We start from the raw sequence: 18,486 nt of genomic DNA, 5'->3' as shown, positions 1-18,486 counted from the left end.
GGGCTGGGGGTGGGGTGCAATATTATAAGAAATATGCCGAAAACCCTTGAGTAATTGGTATAAGTTAACAAAAATTAGAATGCATAAATGCTCAAATTTGAAAAACTTTGCCAGAGTAGAAATAAGGGTTTTGACATTTACCTACGTGCAATTAGATGACTCAAATATTTGAAGGTGCGACGAAAACAGACGATTATATCCGTGTTGCTCAACTTGCAGAAGTTCAGGCAGCAGGCAGTTTGTTAGTCCATAAGGAAAAACATACGATTGCTTTGTTTTACTCAAATAATACAGTTTACGCAATTGATAACCGTTGTCCTCACATGGGCTTTCCCTTACAAGGAAGCACTTGCAAAGATGGTATTGTTACCTGTCCTTGGCATTATGCCCGCTTTGACCTTGCTAGTGGTGGAACCTTTGACTCGTGGGCAGATGATGTTCCTTGTTTCCCGGTAGAAATCCGTGATGGTGAAGTTTGGATAAATTTAGCACCACCAGTTAACCCTCATACCCACCATCGCCAACGTCTGCAAGACGGTTTAGAGCAGAATATTTCTTTAGTGATTGCAAAATCAACACTGGCACTTTTAGATATAGGAGTGAACCCGACAGAACCATTTCTCATGGGGCTAGAATTTGGCACTCGTTATAACAAAGCGGGTTGGAGTACAGGTTTGACTATCCACACCTGTATGATGAATCTACTACCTTATCTCGATGTAGAAGACAAACCTCGTGCTTTATTCCACGGACTATCAGCAGTAGCTAATGATAGTGCAGGGGCGCCACCAGAGTTTGTTGTTCACCCATTACCCAACTCAAAAGTAGATTTGGCGACTCTCAAAAGCTGGTTTCGCCAATTTATTCAGGTGCGGGATGCGGAAGCGGCACAAAGATGTTTAGTATCTGCTGTTCGTTCAGGAGCTAATTCAAAGCAAATAGCAGATATGCTTTTCTGTGCTGCTACGGATCGGCGCTATCTTGATGTTGGGCATACAGTTGATTTTATCAATAAAGCATTAGAAGCACTTGATACTATAGCTTGGCAAGCAGCAGAATCAATTCTGGCTAGCCTAGTTTCAGGTTTAGCCAATGCCTCTCGGATGGAAGAATCCAACTCTTGGCGTTACCCTGTAGATTTGGTGGCAATATTAGAGTCGGCTTTTGAGCAATTACCGACTGTATTAAGTGTGGGAAAATCTCGACAGGGAAGTTGGTCACAAGCAGAGGAATTAGTACCCATTTTATTGGGTGAAGACCCACAAGCGATCGCAGACTCGCTATTGAATGCACTAGCAGCAGGTTGTACTGAAGAACAATTAGCTAGTGTAGTTACTTATACAGCAGCATTACGAGTAGCTCGTTTCCACACTAATAATGATTTTGGAGATTGGAATTCAGCCCACCATCCATTTACGTTTGCAAATGCTGTACATCAAGCTTTACGAAGAGTACCAACAGTTGAACTATTAAGAGGTGTGTTTGATGCGGCGATGAGTGTGTATTTAAATCGTTTTTTGAATGTCCCGCCAGCACGGCTGCCAGAACCCAAAGAAATCGGGGAAAATCCCGAACAATTACTCCAGCAGCTACCAGATTTATTAAACCGTCAGCAGCAAGTAAACCAGACAGGGCAATTAGTTGCTAATTATTTATACAGTGGTGGTAGTGCTGAAAGACTGATGGCAAAACTGGGGAAATTGATGCTGCGAGAAAACCGTGATTTTCATGTCATTCAAGAAATGGAAGCCGCTTTTCGTCAATATTCTTTCCTCGGTCAAACTTCGGCTGGAATTCATATACTAGTGGCTGCATCTCGGTATTTAGCCGCTCATTCTCCAACAATGCGATCTCAAGGACAAACTTATCAAATTGCGGAACGTTTACATCAAGGCGCTCGCTTATTTGAAGAATCGTGACCGGCATTACACTTTTAAGACGCGATAAATCGCGTCTCTACATGAGGGTTTTGTTGCTCATTCTGAACTGTATTGAGATATAAGTGCTACGCCTAAGCCTTGACGACACTATTATTCAAGGCTTTGAGGCGAGATAATATAACTATAAACTCCATTTGGGATAGGTTCATGCAACTAGAAGATTATTTTGACTTTTTATCAGCCGATGATATTCGCCTAAAAGGACACCGCATTGGCACAAAGAAATAAACATCAGGTAAGTGCTTAGTGAAGGTTCGTTTTTTACTCGATGAAAATTTGTCACCCCGTCTGAAAGTAGCTGTTGAGAAAGCAAACTGGGGTTTAAGAAAGTAAAAGCTGCTTTTGTTTGCGGAAAACACTCAAATGAGAAAGTAAAAGCTGCTTTTGTTTGTGGAAAACACTCAAATGCGAGATTAAAAGCTGCTTTTGAAGAAGTAAAAGCTGCTTTTGTTTGTGGAAAACACTCAAATGCGAGATTAAAAGCTGCTTTTGAAGAAGTGAAAGCTGCTTTTGTTTGTGGAAAACACTAAAATGCGAAATTAAAAGCTGCTTTTGAACAAGTAATATCATGTTCGCTTGATTACTTATTAAACCCGAAGAACCCCACCCCGCCAAAGCTACGCTTCGTCTCCCCTCCCCGCTTGCGGGGAGGGGATTAAGGGGTGGGGTGCAATGACTGTGGAAATCATAACTAATTATGCGAACATGATATAACCCTGTTCTGTCACTCTCCGGGAGAGCGATCGCTAGAAGCCTCATGAGGCAATCAATACAAGCTATACTATTAGAAAAAAATCGGTCTTGTATTTGTTATTAGAAAAGAATCGCGCGATCGCTTGCTATACAAAAGCTCTAGAATTCAGAAATGGCAAAAGTTTTCGGAGAGTGACAGAAGAGGGATAAAAGCTTCTTTTGAGTAACCAATTAGGCATTTTTGCTTAATTTAATATGAATTTTAGTCTAGGCGATACCTTTGCTTCGGAACGCTAACGCGCTTTTCAGTTTTATCACGGTACGCTTTGCACAAAACTAGCTTATTCTGAATTTGGGGGGAGGCGTAGCCCGCCGCAGGCATCGCCTACGCGTAGATTCGCACTCTACACAACGACACTGATGCGCTCAGGATTTTATCTAAAAGGCGATCGCTTATGGGTTTACAATCAAAAATCGAGCGCTAGGCTTTACAATATCATCATTGCACCTCAGAGCGATGAAAAAGATTTTGGAGCGATCGTTTATGTTAGGTCTGGAGAGAATTACATTTGATCCTAGCATTATGGCTGGACAAGCTTGCATTCGCGGGATGCGAATTCCGGTTTCTTTAGTGGTAAATTTGGTAGCTCATGGAAAGCCTATAGAAGAAATTTTAGAAGAATATCCTGATTTAGAAGCAGAAGATATTCGTCAATCTCTTCTTTATGCAGCATGGTTGACTCAAGAACGGGTTTATATCTTCAAAAGTGCTTAACAAGTAATAATGAAGTTTTTGGCAGATATGGGAATTTCACTACGCACTGTAACTTGGTTGCGTGGTGCTGGTTATGATGTAGTGCATTTGCGCGATGAAGGTTTGCAAAGACTACCAGATGATGAGATTTTAATTAAAACCCGTGCAGAAGGAAGAATTTTATTAACTATAGATTTAGATTTTGCCCAACTTTTAGCCGTGAGTGGCGATAGTTTACCCAGTGTGATTTTGTTTAGGTTGGGGAACGAAAATTATGATGCAATTAATGAACGGTTGACTCAAGTTTTGAGTGAATGCCAGGAAGATTTAGAGTTAGGGGTAATTATTTCTGTAAGTAATGAAACTTTCCGAGTGAGGCGATTGCCTATATAACAATACGCTTGGGTTAAGGCTAAAAACTAAAACTGACGTAGGTTGGGGAACCTCATTCTACCTCAGAGTTCAGAACAGGAAAAGCCGAGTTAAAGCGATACCTTTCCTACGGAACGCTACGCGAACGGTAAGCTCCGCTAACGCTTTTTTCAGTTTGATTACGGTATGCTTTGCTGAGAAGTCAAATTTTATTGTGGTGGGGAGAGGCGATCGCTAAGATTTGCCAGATTTTTACGAACAGTGATAGTGTGGGGATGACTCACCGAAGTTGAATTTTATTTCTGTCAAGCAGTCGCATTACTGAAATTGCCTTCACTACTCCTAATCCTTTGATTGCTCACGCTCTGCTTGAATTGCCTCCAAGATCACCTGACCTAAAGGATCATCTCTCAATAGATCCAAATTGGCACGACCATCAAGAATTGCCTGCCTCAAAAACATTATGTAATTGTTCCAACAGATGATTGTCTGAGGATGCTCTGACCCTAAGCTGCGCTTGTAAATCTCGAAGGCTTGTACATACAACGGTTCTGCTTCTTTGTAGCGACTTTGAGATTGATACAGTCTAGCCAGATTATTAAGGCTTTGTGCTATATCAGGATGCTGTTCTGGTAGCCAGTCTTTAAGCAGATCCAAGGCTTGCACATATAACGGTTCTGCTTCTTGATAGCGACCTTGATAAAAGTATACTGCTGCCAGATTATTAAGGCTTTGTGCCACATCAGGATGCTGTTCTGGTAGCAAGAACCGCCTTAGCTCCAAGGCTTGTACAAAAAAGGGTTCCGCTTTGTTATAACGCTCCTGACAATAGTAAAGATGAGCTATATTATTCAGGCTAAGAGCGATATCAAGATGCTGCTCTCCGAAGTGACGTAGCCAGAATTTCAAAGCTTCAAAATAAAACAATTCAGCTTCTTTGTAACGCCTTTGAGCGCAGTAGGTCATTCCCAAAGCATTAAGGTTATATGCTACTTGCGGATGATACTGTTCTCCAAACTGGCGCTGTCTGATTTCCAATGCTTGCAACAAAAGTTGTTCGGCTTTTGTATAACTACCTTGAGAGAAATAAGTAAACCCCAAGTTTTCGAGGGACGTGGCAACAGTGGGATGCTCAGAATCAAAACGATTTAGAGTCAAGGTTAGGCACTGCTCAAGCCAAAGTGTAGCTTGGTCATAAAATGCCTGACCCACGTAAAATCGACCTAAACCTATGAAAGGCGAAGTAAGCTCCTCATCCGTGAGATATTCAGTTAGATTCTTGCCAACATCCGCTATGTGAGGGATAGCGGAGGAAAAAACCATTATGCTCTCACGCATAGGATTTTGAGGAATTTTCTTGGCGACTGCTACCATTACCCGACAAAGCGATCGCTTTAATTCTTCTGCTTGTTCTAAACCTGTAAGCTTATATTGAAAAAACTCGCGCAGTAGTGGATGAAGTTGATATGTTTCCTCACCTTTGCGTTGGAGTAAATAGAACTTTAACAAATCGCGTCTGGCTTTTTTTTGCTCTTTAGCTTCATTGCCTTCTACCAATTTCCAAGGAATCGGAGCCAAGGCAAATAAACTCAAAAGACAACCTAAAACTTGGGCGTTTTCCTGTAAACGCCGCCAACTTAACTCAAAGGCAGCAGCTACACCTAGTTTAGCGGTCATTTCTTGTGGAGCTTCGTCTACCGCTTCATTTGTCAAACCTTCATCTTTCAATTGTTGCAAGATTTCTGCTAGAGATAAATCTTCATCAAGAGCCAGATATCTCCCGACTAATTCCAAACCCAAAGGCAAATAACCGAGATGCTTACAAAGTCTTCTAGCAATCCAAGGCTCACGTTGCAGTCGTTCTTTACCCACTAACGATTTTAATAGGTTGATTGCTGCCAATGGTTTCAGCAAATCCAAGTCTAATCGCACTATGGGCGGCTGTAATTTTTCCCTTGTGGTCATTAGCACTTTAAACCGAGAAGATAGCGACTGGAAGTAGGGCTTAACTTCTTTGTATTCCGCGACATCATCCAGCACTAGCAGCACATCACCCGCCTCACGCCAATGCCGCCAGCAGTACTGTACTTGTGCGAGTAATTTGTTTTGAAAATCTTCTGTTAAATCCTCTGGTGGGTTTAAGTCAAGGTGAGTTCTAGCAAACTGCACAATTTGAATACCCACATCTTCAGCCTTTGCCAGTAACCAGCAAATTCCACCCTTGTAAGTTTCACGGTGAGCCTTTGCATATTGTAAGGCCAGTTCTGTTTTACCCAGTCCACCCATGCCAGCAATAGCGGCAATTACCACCTGATTATTTTCCTGCAACATCTCATGCAGGTTTTGCAGTTCAGCCTCACGCCCGACAAACTTCACCACCCCACTTAGGGGTAAATTTTGCGGTGTTTCAGTAGAGGGATTTAACTTTACCTGTTCCCCTTCAGGCGACTGTAGTCAGAAATTAAACGTTTGATTGCGGTTGTCATTAGAAACGTTCCCAACATTCCCGCCATAATTTTTATCAACTGTGTTCGTAAAATTCTGGATGATAGAGGGTTGAGATTTAACAGTATCTGCTACATCCTCAACAGCTTGAGCAATTTCAGGGTCTTTTTTTGCAGCTTCTTCTACCTGCTCAATCAGAGAAGCTTGACCATAATCTAGAGGTTGTGTTTGAGCTAGTTCGATAGCTGCCGCTGTGGTAGGTGCTTTACGCTTGAGCAATGATAATAAGTTACCACCTTGCTCTAAAGCTTTTTCTCCCAGGATTTCGCCAGTTTTTTCAAAAGCTTTCGTAATCACTAAGGTTGCGATCCAGGCAGCTGTCAGGGTTACAGGCTCCATATTTTACCCATTAATTACGAGATTACGCTCTGAGGTATTGTACATTCAATGTATCTCGTTTAGGAATAAATAATACAAAATTATTAACATTAATCTTGGAAAGTGGGTTTTCTCGCGTTTTTCTCTTGAATAAAATCTTACAAATACATTTGCTAAAGCCATACGATATCTATTAACGCTAAAGTCATAGTATGACTACTAAAATCGCAACCAAAATGCAAGCTGATAAATACCCTTTTGCTCAAGAACTGATTACTGATAAGGAAGGTAATATCCGCAAAGTAATCATAGATTTTGATGACTATCTACATTTGCTAGAAGCTATTGAGGATGAAGGACTTATCTTAGCAATGAAAGCAGTAAAACATGAAATACCTCTAAATATTGATGAAGCATTAGCACAACTAGAACAAGAGTGATTACCCAATATCTACCCAGCTTTATCAAGGATCTCAAGGCTCTGAAAAGTACACCTTACTATGAGACTATTAAAACCCTTGCTTTTGAAGAAGTACCACAAATATTAATCTTTGAAGAAATTACTAACTTCAAAAAACTTCAGGGCTATGAAAATGCTTATCGCATCCGCGTTGGTGATTATCGTATTGGAATTATTTTTGATGGAGAAATAGTCTTATTTCAGCGAGTACTACACCGGAAAGATATTTATGGTTATTTTCCCAAATAAAACCATTTTCAATGATTTGGCGAATAGAATTCGCGCCTATACAAACATAGATGCTTTGCGGCTTACCGCAGAGTAGTCTACCTACGCGGACTAATAAAAATTAAAGTTTTAAAACCTGCAAAAGCAAGTTTTGCCTGTGTGCAAGATGAACTACAATTTATAATCGCCACTTTTTTAATTACAAATTACGAAGCACGAATTAATAATGCAATTTGATACCCAACTGCTACCACGTATTAATGCCACAGCCAAAAGAGAAAATGGTAAACAATATTATGTAGATGCCAACGGAAATCGCTTTCCCAGCGTGACTACAATACTTAATGCCACCAAATCACAAGCGGACAGAGACAGATTATTAAACTGGAAAGCGCGTGTTGGTACAGAAGAAGCTAGCCGCATTACTACAACTGCTAGCCGTCGGGGAACCCAAACACACAAGCAAATTGAGCGCTACCTCCTTGGACAAAACCCTGTTTGTCCCGAAGCGAGTCGCCCTTATTGGGAGAGTATCAAGCCAGTTTTAGAAGAAATTGACACAGTTAGACTCGTGGAAGGCTCTATTTTTCATCAGGATTTGAATTATTCTGGCAAAGTTGATTGTATTGCCAGCTATCAAGGTATTCCCTGTATTTGTGAGTGGAAAACAGCAGACAAACCCAAAGGTTCAATTGAGCATTTATATGAACATCCACTGCAACTTACGGCATACATAGGAGCAGCTAACGAGTATTATCGAGATTATGGGATTCAGCTAAAGCACGCTCTGTTAGTAATAGCGATTCCAGAAATGCCAGCAGAGGTATTCTGGTTTGAATCAGCAGTTATTAAAGATTACTGGGAGCAGTGGGAAAAAAGAGTTGCTGAATATTGGGAACGCAGAAGCGTTTGGGGTTAGCCAGTGGAATTGTACAATTACCGAAATTGGAACCCCGCTTCCATTCCTCTCCCCGAAAGGTCGAGAGACTTTGATTCTTGCTCCCCAATGCTAGTAGGGAAGGGGTTGGGGGTTAGCTTTGAGATAAAGTCGCACACGGCGTTAACCTTGTAATGGCAAGACAGTAATTAACCCAGAAAATCTTGCAAAATCACCTGTGTTGTGAGTGAGTAACTGAGGAATGCCATAAACTAGCATCGTGGCGACAATATTTGCATCATGAACTTGCTTACCACCGCTAGAAATTTCCTCCATGAGTGCCAGTAACCTTTCTGTCACTTGAGAATTATCTTCAGCCACCCGGAATCGGTTATAGAAATAGCGGAGATCCTGAATTACTATTGCAATTAGTAGTGGGTTGGCAAATTGTTGCGGACGGGTAAGAGTAGCCAAATATTCCCGCAATACTTGTCGGCTAATCCAGAACTCAACTCCTGCATCATAAAAATCTTGAATAGCCTCTATAGCAGGTTGGTGAAATAGAGACTGAATCTGACTAGCGTACACCAGGATATTTGTATTTAGAAAAACAGGATTACCGCCCCCAATCACCATACATATCCTCACGTCTTAAAGAAAGGTTTTCAGGCCAAGGGCCATAATTATGCACAGGAAAGTTTAGAGGAGGACGCTTTTCCTTGCTCTCTGCTTCCTCAGTCAAAGGCTTTTCATCAATTACTATTACTACCTGATGCTCACCCTCTGGAATATCCAATGGTAATTGCGCTGTAATCTTACCATCTTTTGTAACCGTGGCAATTGTTTCTATACTTTTCATACTTACTATTTCTAATCGATTAATACATCACTGCTTGGTGGAAGAAAGGTTTGGACACATTTGCATAAACGAAAATATTCGTATAGATAAATACACGATTATTAGTCGTTTGCATAAAGGTCTTCTCTGCGGAAAGTTAAACTTTCCGAGACTAATCCTACAGGATAGGCGGAAAATTTGAGAGGCGCTTTCTTTTCTTTATTCTCTGTTTCCTCAGTCAAAAGCTTTTCATCAATTACTATTACCAGTTGATGTTCACCTTCTGGAATATCCAATGGTAATTGCGCTGTAATCTTACCATCTTTGGGAACTGTGGCAATTGTTTCTATACTTTTCATCTTATTCCTCCTTAATCAATCCATTACAGCTAAAACAGCTTTTGGCAATAACTTATCTTTAAACCAAACAATTCTCGCGGGGACATCATTTAATTTTACTCCCGCCTTTTCTAAATTAAGTCGCTCGGAAATTGCCAAAATTAAGTCATCACGTCCAGCCCGCCGCACCTGAGAAAACTTCTTTTGTAAATATTCTGGTCGCCAATAACCAACAATTTCTAACAAGAAGGTGCGGCCATCAGCATGAACTAAGCGGAAATCGGGAATCATCACACTACCAGGAATCGGTATCAAATCAACTTCTCGCTCTAACGCCCAACCACTTTTTAAAGCATCCCACTTATCAGCAAAGGATGCTTCTAACATACTATCGTAGGGCTTTCCTGGTGGATAGTGGGATACCAAACCACATTCTGAATTGAGAGTAAAACGTCCAGTTTTCCAGGCATTTGTATAAGCGTCACGGGTTTGGAGAATCGACGAAAGACTCCATTTAGTAACGTGAAGTAAAGCCGGAATAAGTTTAGCGATCGCTAACCCATATCGCGTACTAGGATTAAACAAACTCGTCGGTCCATCTATCGTAATTGTAAACCCGTGGTCAGCATCACCCTCAATATAAGCCATCAATTGAAACAACTTTAAATAGCGAAATAATAGCTTATATTCTCCCGGAACATTGCGATGAGCATTTAACACCAGTTGACTGGCTTTATAAAATACACCCTGTACCTGAGATAAGTTATATCGATTTAACACATCTGGTGCTGTTGGTGCATCAAAAACAGTCAAAATTTTATTCTCTGATAAATCAGCATATAATCCATTACGAACCTGTTCTAGTAAAACTTCCCGCTCAAGTTCTTGAGTTAACTCCTCAGCAATTTTACTCAGAGTAACTTGTGTTGATTCTCGACTAGAAACAGACTTTGCAGCCAAAGAAAACACCCGTTCTCTTAACATTTGTGGTTCCAAAGGACTAACCACCTCAAAAGTGCAAAAACTGCTTTTGAGAATATAAGCTAACCCTCGCTTCACCCGATAATCTGTAGAATCTCCTTCAAAATCAGTCAGTTGTCGCTCAAGCACCCCTTGAGTCTTCCCTACTGCTGATTGAAAATAATTAATTAACTCAGTCGCCAACTCCGAAGTTGCTCGATCAATCTTCAGTCTCTTCGGGATGATCTCCTCCCCGTTTTGGCGATGCATCAGTAAGTCTGTCGGTAACATCTGCTGAATTTTGGATTTTAGATACTTCGACTTCTCCTAAGGGAGACGCTGCGCGAACGCTCAGTACAAGTTTTGGATTTTGGACTGAATAATTAATTTCTAACTGTTCCGCCGCCTTCAAACTCCGTTCCTTCCCACTCCCATACACAACCTGTAACTTCCCTTTCCCCTCTTTTTCTCCCCCTGCTTCCCCTGCCTCCCCTGCTCCCCCTGCTCTCCTCTCCCCTCTCCGCCTAGCTGAAGTCCCCTCTTCACTCGTATCCTCCGCCACCACTTCATACAAAATCGCCTGTTTATTCTCAATATTGCCCTTCCGTAAAATCCTCCCCAAGCGCTGAGTATACTCCCTAGCCGAACCTGTTCCCGATAAAATAATCGCCACAGAAGCCGCAGGTACATCAACCCCTTCATTCAACACATGAGAAGCAACCAAAGTATTATATTTACCCTCTCGAAACTTTGTTAATATCTCATGCCGTTCTTTCACAGGAGTTTGATGAGTAATTGCCGGAATTAGCAACTCTTGAGAAATGCGATAAACCGTTGCATTATCAGCAGTAAAAATCAAAATTCTTGCTGGATAATGTTCTGCTAATAAATTAATCAAAATTCGCAACTTCCCATCAGTACCCAAAGCGATATCTTTCGCTTCTCGGTGCGCTAACATTGCCCTACGTCCAGATTGCGATCGCGCGCTCATTTGCACGAACATTTGCCAACCTTGCAAACTCCCTAAAGAAATTTTCGATTGCTTCAAAAAGTCATTGCGGGTTTGAATTAGTTGATTGTATCTTTCCCGTTCAAGTTGCGATAACTTTACCTTAATTTGGACAATTTCATGCTCTGCTAACGCCTTCCCTGCCAAATCTTCAGCGCGTTTGCGATATACTTCTTGACCAATGAGGATATTTAAGTCAGCGTGTTTACCATCGGTACGTTCTGGTGTCGCAGAGAGTCCCAAGCGATAAGGTGCGATCGCATATTCAGCAATTACCCGATTAAAATCTGTTGGTAAATGATGACATTCATCAAAAACAATCAACGCATATTGATTTCCTAACGTTTCGGCGTGAATTGCGGCACTATCATAAGTTGCAACTAAGATAGCCGTTCTATCCCGCGAACCACCTCCCAGCAATCCCACCTCAGCATCGGGGAAAGCCGCTACTAAATGTGCATACCACTGATGCATCAAATCCAAAGTTGGCACTACAATCAGCGTCGTGCGTGGCGTTGATTGCATCGCCATTTGCGCCAAATAAGTCTTTCCCGCCGCCGTGGGAAGTACAACGACTCCTTGTCTACCCGCCAGTTTCCAAGCCGCTAGCGCCTCAGTTTGGTGGGGATAGGGTTCCATTTCCAGAGTAGGAACCAAATCTACAGGATAAAATTGCTTCGCCTCATCGATAAAATTCACATCTTCCGCTTGTAGTGCTTCCACTAGCGATCGGTATCTAATTGCTGGGATGCGGAATTTTTCAACTCTATCATCCCACGTAGCATAGTCCATCCAACCTTTGCCGCGTGGTGGTGGATGCAAAATTAATGTGCCACGATCAAAATTTAATGTAGGGGTACGAGCCATGATTATTGGGCATTGGGCGTTGAAAGTGCTGTTAGCGGTAGCGGGGCGTTCAGCCCGTGCTGAGTAAAGAGTTGTTTTCCCTCCTCTCCCTCATCTCCATCACTCCCTTGATTACTAATAACGCAAAAAGTGCATGATTCATCCAACTAACTCCGACAAAACCCAACTAGATGCGCTCATTAGTCACGGAATGTCCTATCGGCAAACCAACAATAACCTGTCCGAATCCTACAAAGAACAGCGACAGAGCTTTTTGCTGAAACGGCTGCAATTGCAGGCGCAGATTATATTAATAGCTGGCTTGACTTTAATTGCTTTTTTTCTTTGGGTAAATTCACAATTAGAAGGCAAGATATACGCTTTTAAAATTGGGCTTGTAGTAGAATTATTCACTCTTATTTGTTGGGGTTTATGCAAAACTCCTATCGGTCGCCGCTATCCTGATTTAATTTTTTTGAGTTTATGCTGGTCTGTAACTTGTGCTGTCCAAATTGATATAGCTTTGCTGTTTAATAATCTAGAACCGAGAAGCAATATTTGGACTTTGATGTTTCTCACTCAAGCTACAATCATTCCAGTCCAATGGTGGATGCATTTAATATCTCAACTCGGAACAATACTTTGCTATTTGACTTTATATATTTTATATAGCCCCATCTTGAAAAATCCGTCAGCCTTTTATATTGAGCAAGGATTATATTTCTTTTGGACTTGCATAATTTGTGTTTTCTCTGTCTATTTATACGAACGCTTACGAAAAAAAGAATTTTACGCTCGTAAGGCAATGGAACTAGCGCAGCACAAATCAGAACGGCTGCTACTAAATATTTTGCCAGAGATGATTGCAGAACAATTAAAACAACAGCCGGCAACTATTGCCGATAACTTTCTGGAAGTTACGGTGCTATTTGCTGATATTGTTGGCTTTACAGAGCTTTCATCTCACACCTCACCGGCAGAATTAGTCGAGTTATTAAATACAATATTCTGTCTGTTTGACCAATTAGCAGAACGTCATGGGGTAGAGAAAATCAAGACCATTGGCGATGCGTATATGGCTGTTGCTGGGTTGCCAAATCAATCTAATAATCATGCTCCAGCAATAGCTAACATGGCTTTGGATATGCAAAATGCTATAGCTACTTTTAACAAAGAAAATAACCAATCCTTTAGCATTCGTATTGGCATTAGTACAGGGCCAGTAGTAGCAGGGGTGATTGGGCTGAAAAAGTTTGCCTACGACCTCTGGGGAGATACAGTCAATATAGCTAGTAGAATGGAATCACATGGTATTGCAGGTAGTATCCAGGTTTGTGAAGCAAGTTATCAGCTTTTAAAGGATAAATACTTATTGGATAAACGAGGTTTAATTCAAGTGAAAGGTAAAGGTGAAATGATGACTTATATACTAAAGGGAATTAATTTAAAAAATTAATAAATAGGAGTCAAGTCGCTTCTCTACGAGACGCTGCGCGAACGCTCCCAATTGAAAATTCAAAATGACGCTCACAGATTCGCTAACGCTGCGCTAACAAAATTCAAAATTAATGATCCCCATAAATAAATTTAGGGGCTTGTAAACGGACTTCGTATTTCTTGCGCTGTGCCACTCGTTATACATTTTTTTGCTTCTCCATAAATAAATTTAGGGGCTTGTATCCTTTTGGTTTTCGGTTAGTATGTATTTTTCCGATGCATTATTAGGTGTTGAGCGATGTCTGTAACGGGCTATTCGGCGTCGCATTTTCTAGCTGATTTTGGGAATAATCCTTTAGCTAGCTGCATAAAGGAGAAGCCACATTGAAAGGAACACGTTCCCTTCTAGCGCCTTATGCTGTGGCACTATTGGCTGTTGGTAGCGTATTGCTACTAACACTATTGCTACAGCCACTACTGAAACAAACGATTTTCCTGCTGTTTTTTGCTGCCGTGGCGGTTAGTGCCTGGTATGGCGGCATGGAAGCAGGATTACTGGCTACTGCTTTGTCTACTTTAGCCGTCAGCTACTTTTTTTTAGAACCAGTATCGCTCTTGGTTGCGAGTCTAGACAACATACTGGGCTTAGGCTTGTTTGTGCTGGTGACAACAATTATTAACTTGCTGAACTCAGAGTTACGCACTGCCAAACAACATCTTCAAACGAGTTTGCAGAAGCTACAGGTGAGTGAAGCAAGGTTTAAAAAGTTGGTAGAGTCCAACATCATTGGGGTAATTGTAACCAATATGGACGGGGCGATGCCTACGGCGGGCTACGCCTACGCAGAGGCTAATGATGCTTTTTTACAAATGGTAGGTTATTCGCAGGAGGATTTGCTCGCAGGGCAAGTCCGATGGCGCGACATGATTCCACCAGAATATATTGAAACTAACAACAGTGCGATGCCTACGGCGGGCTATGCCTACGCAGAACTCACAACTAAAGGCGTGTGTCAGCCTTTTGAGAACGAATACATCCGCAAAGATCGTAGCCGCGTTCCCATCCTGTTAGGTTCTGCTTTGTTAGAAAATAACCAAGATAATATTATCTTTTTTGTGATTGATTTAAGTAAACACAAACAAGTAGAACTTGCCCTTTCCAAAAGCGAAGAACGCTACCGCGCTTTTTTAGAGCATAGTTCAGAAGGTATTTGGTGCATCGAACTGGAAGTACCAATTTCGCTAGATTGTCCAGAAGATGAACAAATTCAACATTTTTACCAATATGTTTATCTGGCAGAATGCAACAATGTTATGGCGCAGATGTATGGCTGTTCTCGTGCCGAAGAAATTATCGGTGTCAGACTAGGAGACTTTCTTGTTGCCTCCGATCCACATAATATTGCATACCTGCGTAACTTTATACGTTCTAACTACCGACTAATAGATGCAGAATCCCATGAAATAGATAAGCAAGGAAATTCCAAATATTTTTTGAATAATCTGGTGGGAATTGTCGAAAATGGGTTTTTAGTAAGAGCGTGGGGAACTGCCAATCACTTGCAACAGGTTGTGTGGAATTTGCTTTCCAACGCCGTCAAGTTTACACCCAAAGGCGGCAGAGTTGATGTGCAATTAGAGTGCATTGAATCTTGCGTGCAAATTCGGGTGAGTGATACGGGAGCGGGAATTGCTGCCGAATTCCTACCCCATGTATTTGAACGCTTTCGTCAAGCTGACAGTTCCAGCACGCGATCGCATGGAGGATTAGGATTAGGGTTAGCGATCGTCCGTCACTTGGTAGAATTACACGGTGGCACAGTCGCGGCTGAAAGTCCAGGAATTGGACAGGGGGCGACTTTCGTTGTCAGTCTGCCAATGAAAGTTATTTAAATGACGATCGCGATCGCAAAGCCGTCGTATCCTTTGCTACCCACGGTCTGGATTGCCGTAGCACTGACGCGCGGCTCAGAAGCAAGCAATTCGTTGAAACGACGCACCCCCTGGACGCTAAGATCGTTGCTGGTAGGATCAATCACTGCTCCGTTACGCACAACATTATCAGCGATAATCAGGCTGCCGCGACGGGAAAGTTTGAGCGCCCACGCGAAGTATTCGGGATTGCTTGGCTTGTCTGCGTCGATGAAGATTAAGTCAAATGGGCCGTGACCTTCGGCGGCAATCTGTGGCAGCGTAGAGAGCGCTTTTCCCAGGCGGAGGTCAACAATATGGGACAGACCAGCGTGAGCGATATTGGCACGGGCAATTTCGGCGTGCTTTGGGTCAGCCTCCAGCGTGATTAGGCGGCCGTCGCTGGGTAATGCCCGCGCCAGCCAGATCGTACTGTAGCCGCCCAGTGTGCCAATCTCTAAGATGCTTCGCGCTCCTTGGATTTGCGCCAACAGTAGCAGCAGTTTGCCCTGGTTTGGGGAAACGTTGTGCGGCGGTAGTCCGGCGGCGACACTGGTTTGGAGGGCTGTATCCAGCGCGGGGTCTGATGGCACAAGCAGATCGCTAAAGTAACGATCGACCGCAGTCCATTGTTCTTGAGTCATAAATTCTCAGTTTTTACAATTAAGTGTCAGGGCTTGCCTCATTGGAAAGGATTGTAATGATTTCATCCAAGGGGCGATCGCGATTAGACTCTTCTGGTGTTTCTTTACCCAAGGAGGTGTCTTTCACCAAACGGTAAACGTCGGCTGCTCCGTCAAAAATGCGCTCAGTTAAACCTAACTCTTTAAAGGTTTCTGCAATCTCTTCCATTTCTCCTACCCAACGATGGGCTTTCGGTGTCATCGATGGAATGGAACGGGTTAAAATGCTAGCAAGTTCTTTTTGACTACTAGATACTTCATCCCATAATTCTTTATCCAAACCTAAACGATGGGCTGCAATTAGTAATTCTGTACCGATTGCTGTAAGTCCTTTTGTCAGGGCTGCGTAAGACATTTTCAACCCGGAAGCCTGACCAATTTCCTCACCAATCACCCGCACATCTAAGCCATGATCTCGCAGTTGTAGGAGTTGATTTGCTTGTTTTCCTGAAGTGTAAATACGGGTGCGATTGGGAACTCGCGGCGGTGGGCCAATAATTGATGCATCTACGAATGTTCCCCCAACTGATTCAATGAGTTGACCGATATTTATAACTTTTTGGGGTGCGATCGCATTACAGTCAACGTAAAGAATAGATTTACCCACATTGCTAATTGCCTCAGCTACTTGCTTTGCTGCTTGGGTAGCCTCTGCGGGGACTAGAACTGACAACACCACATCAGATTCAATTACCAGTTGTGTAAGGGAACCCACATCTTGAATGTTGGCTGCGGCTGCTAATTGCCGAGTTCGTTCGCTGCGATCGTTTAGGGCGGCAATAGTTTTCAATCCATGTTGATTGAGAACAGCTGCGATCGCTTGTCCCATATCACCCGGACTTAAAATACCAATAGTTTGGATAGGCATGGAAAGTTTTATATTTATTTCGTGGCTGACAAGTTAATTCAAGTATTGAGTAGTCAAAAACTACGATAAATCTATATAGATGCCGTATTTTAATCAAACCACGGATAAGCTTAACAAGCAAGTTATGAGGACTTACGCACACTCTAGGAATTCTTCTCTACGAGATAATTACTCTTAGTGGGAGTTTGACCAATTTGCAGTACACAAACTGCGGCAATCAGACAGAGAACGCCTGATAAAATAAACGCTTGTAAATAACTACCCGTCCAAGTTCTCAACACTCCGGCTCCGAATGCTGCTGTGGCTGCACCTAGCTGGTGTCCTGCGACAATCCAACCGAACATCACGCCGACATTTTCTTTACCGAAGATGTTGGCAACAAGACGGACTGTCGGTGGTACGGTAGCAATCCAATCAAGTCCATAGAAGACGGCGAAAATGGAAAGTCCATAGAAGGAAAAATTAAAACTGAAGGGCAAGAAAATCAAAGATAAACCCCGCAGTCCGTAGTACCAGCACAATAAGTAACGATTGTTCCAACGGTCAGATAGCCAACCGGACATAGTAGTTCCAAAAAAATCGAATATTCCCATGATTGCCAAAAGCCCAGCAGCCTTCACTTCAGGAATGCCGTGGTCAATACAAGCAGGAATTAGATGAGTTCCAATTAACCCGTTTGTGCTTGCGCCACAGATAAAAAAGCTACCAAATAATAGCCAGAAGTCTCGATTACGCATTCCCAGCCAGAGAGCGTTAAGAGTGGAGGCGATGGAATTGACTTTGGGCTGTAACACTTCCACAGTTTCGCTGTTGTCGCCAAAGGCTCGCAAACCGACATCCGCCGGACGATCGCGCATAAAGACTGCGATCGCTGGAATAATTAGGAGTGCTGCACCAGTCAGAGCGAGAGCCGCAGTTCGCCACCCAAAGCGATCGGCCATTGAGGCTAGTATCGGCAGAAACACTAGTTGTCCCGTGGCTGTACTAGCGGTTAAGATGCCCAGAACTAGACCCCGCTTTTCCAAAAACCAGCGATTGACGACAATAGCACCCAAAACCAGGGCGATAACTCCGCTACCACTACCGACAACTACACCCCACAGCAAGACTAGCTGCCAGGAAGCTGACATTAAAGTGGTTAAACCGACACCCAGCGCAATGATGGCAAGTGAGAATACCATCATCCGCCGAATGCCGATTCGCTCCATAACTGTGGCAGCAAAAGGGCCAATTAATCCGTAGAGTACTAAGTTAATGGAGATTGCCAAAGATATAGTTGCTCTACTCCAGCCAAACTCTTGTTCGAGAGGCACTATAAAAACTCCAGGAGCAGAGCGGATTCCGGCTGCCACCAGCAAGGCTAGGAATGTTAAACCAGCTACGATCCAGCCATAGTGGAACGAACGACGCGCTAGGAAGGAGGGTAAGGACATAGTTGGGGGGCTTCCC

Annotated in this window: 18 protein-coding genes; 8 read left to right on the top strand and 10 right to left on the bottom strand. The window is 42.7% G+C overall.

Translation table 11 applies throughout. From position 1 onward, the window contains the following. Positions 1-155 precede the first annotated feature (155 nt). From CDG76_RS31660 to CDG76_RS31645, 3 genes are all read left to right on the top strand, one after another. Entirely contained in the window at positions 156-1,919 is a 1,764-nt protein-coding gene (locus tag CDG76_RS31660; protein WP_094352801.1) for a Rieske (2Fe-2S) protein, read from the top strand. A 1,231-nt stretch (positions 1,920-3,150) separates the two neighbouring features. Next, positions 3,151-3,408, top strand: coding sequence for a DUF433 domain-containing protein (locus CDG76_RS31650; RefSeq protein ID WP_442946399.1), 258 nt, complete (start codon positions 3,151-3,153; stop codon positions 3,406-3,408). A gap of 9 nt (positions 3,409-3,417) precedes the next feature. Then, complete coding sequence (locus CDG76_RS31645) at positions 3,418-3,780, top strand: DUF5615 family PIN-like protein (RefSeq protein ID WP_094352798.1); 363 nt, start codon at positions 3,418-3,420, stop codon at positions 3,778-3,780. 321 nt (positions 3,781-4,101) lie between these two features. On the opposite strand, the gene CDG76_RS31640 is transcribed toward CDG76_RS31645, so the two are convergent. Continuing rightward, positions 4,102-6,138, bottom strand: a complete 2,037-nt coding sequence (locus tag CDG76_RS31640; RefSeq protein ID WP_094352797.1) for a tetratricopeptide repeat protein — start codon at positions 6,136-6,138, stop codon at positions 4,102-4,104. Positions 6,139-6,213: 75 nt separating this feature from the next. Continuing rightward, positions 6,214-6,603, bottom strand: coding sequence for a hypothetical protein (locus tag CDG76_RS31635; protein ID WP_190241039.1), 390 nt, complete (start codon positions 6,601-6,603; stop codon positions 6,214-6,216). A 191-nt stretch (positions 6,604-6,794) separates the two neighbouring features. Between CDG76_RS31635 and CDG76_RS31630 the strand changes: the two genes are divergently transcribed. The 3 genes from CDG76_RS31630 to CDG76_RS31620 all read left to right on the top strand — a co-directional run bounded on the left by CDG76_RS31630 (position 6,795) and on the right by CDG76_RS31620 (position 8,189). Further along, entirely contained in the window at positions 6,795-7,022 is a 228-nt protein-coding gene (locus tag CDG76_RS31630) for a hypothetical protein (RefSeq protein WP_223265473.1), read from the top strand. Continuing rightward, on the top strand, positions 7,019-7,291 hold the full coding sequence (locus tag CDG76_RS31625; protein WP_094352796.1) for a type II toxin-antitoxin system RelE family toxin: 273 nt from the start codon (positions 7,019-7,021) through the stop codon (positions 7,289-7,291). The genes CDG76_RS31630 and CDG76_RS31625 overlap by 4 nt, the downstream gene beginning before the upstream one ends. 205 nt (positions 7,292-7,496) lie before the next feature. Continuing rightward, positions 7,497-8,189: a PD-(D/E)XK nuclease family protein gene (locus tag CDG76_RS31620; protein ID WP_094352795.1), complete on the top strand. Its 693-nt coding sequence runs from the start codon at positions 7,497-7,499 to the stop codon at positions 8,187-8,189. A gap of 141 nt (positions 8,190-8,330) precedes the next feature. Here the strand turns inward: CDG76_RS31620 and CDG76_RS31615 are convergent, their stop codons facing one another. The 5 genes from CDG76_RS31615 to CDG76_RS31595 form a co-directional block, all read right to left on the bottom strand. Beyond that, on the bottom strand, positions 8,331-8,783 hold the full coding sequence (locus CDG76_RS31615) for a type II toxin-antitoxin system VapC family toxin (protein ID WP_094352794.1): 453 nt from the start codon (positions 8,781-8,783) through the stop codon (positions 8,331-8,333). Then, on the bottom strand, positions 8,764-9,006 hold the full coding sequence (locus tag CDG76_RS31610) for a hypothetical protein (protein ID WP_094352793.1): 243 nt from the start codon (positions 9,004-9,006) through the stop codon (positions 8,764-8,766). Before CDG76_RS31610 ends, CDG76_RS31615 begins: the two co-directional genes overlap by 20 nt. A 101-nt stretch (positions 9,007-9,107) precedes the next feature. Next, on the bottom strand, positions 9,108-9,344 hold the full coding sequence (locus tag CDG76_RS31605; RefSeq protein WP_094352792.1) for a hypothetical protein: 237 nt from the start codon (positions 9,342-9,344) through the stop codon (positions 9,108-9,110). A gap of 15 nt (positions 9,345-9,359) precedes the next feature. Continuing rightward, complete coding sequence (locus tag CDG76_RS31600) at positions 9,360-10,574, bottom strand: DUF790 family protein (protein WP_094352791.1); 1,215 nt, start codon at positions 10,572-10,574, stop codon at positions 9,360-9,362. Beyond that, positions 10,504-12,159 carry a DEAD/DEAH box helicase gene (locus CDG76_RS31595; protein WP_094352790.1) on the bottom strand — a complete coding sequence of 552 codons (1,656 nt, stop codon included), beginning with the start codon at positions 12,157-12,159 and terminating at the stop codon, positions 10,504-10,506. Before CDG76_RS31595 ends, CDG76_RS31600 begins: the two co-directional genes overlap by 71 nt. A 133-nt stretch (positions 12,160-12,292) precedes the next feature. Between CDG76_RS31595 and CDG76_RS31590 the strand changes: the two genes are divergently transcribed. Together CDG76_RS31590 and CDG76_RS39470 are read left to right on the top strand one after the other, a co-directional pair. After that, positions 12,293-13,594, top strand: coding sequence for an adenylate/guanylate cyclase domain-containing protein (locus CDG76_RS31590; protein WP_094352789.1), 1,302 nt, complete (start codon positions 12,293-12,295; stop codon positions 13,592-13,594). A 365-nt stretch (positions 13,595-13,959) separates the two neighbouring features. Beyond that, the gene (locus CDG76_RS39470; RefSeq protein WP_094352788.1) at positions 13,960-15,468 is read left to right on the top strand and encodes an ATP-binding protein; all 1,509 of its coding nucleotides are present in this window, start codon (positions 13,960-13,962) and stop codon (positions 15,466-15,468) included. On the opposite strand, the gene CDG76_RS31580 is transcribed toward CDG76_RS39470, so the two are convergent. The 3 genes from CDG76_RS31580 to CDG76_RS31570 form a co-directional block, all read right to left on the bottom strand. Next, a complete protein-coding gene (locus CDG76_RS31580) occupies positions 15,465-16,130 on the bottom strand; it encodes an O-methyltransferase (RefSeq protein WP_094352787.1) in 666 nt (221 codons plus the stop codon). The two genes, CDG76_RS39470 and CDG76_RS31580, sit on opposite strands and share 4 nt — an antisense overlap. Positions 16,131-16,149: 19 nt before the next feature. Next, positions 16,150-17,037 (bottom strand): NAD(P)-dependent oxidoreductase, encoded by an 888-nt coding sequence (locus CDG76_RS31575; protein ID WP_094352786.1) that lies wholly within the window; start codon positions 17,035-17,037, stop codon positions 16,150-16,152. 143 nt (positions 17,038-17,180) lie between these two features. After that, positions 17,181-18,486, bottom strand: a 1,306-nt coding sequence (locus tag CDG76_RS31570; protein ID WP_223265472.1) for an MFS transporter, incomplete at its 5' end; no start/stop codon positions are given.

This window comes from Nostoc sp. 'Peltigera membranacea cyanobiont' 210A, assembly GCF_002246015.1.
In the GTDB taxonomy this organism is placed as follows: Bacteria; Cyanobacteriota; Cyanobacteriia; order Cyanobacteriales; family Nostocaceae; genus Nostoc.
The sequence above is the reverse complement of the archived record's forward strand: the minus strand, read 5'-3'. Positions and strand labels throughout refer to the sequence as shown.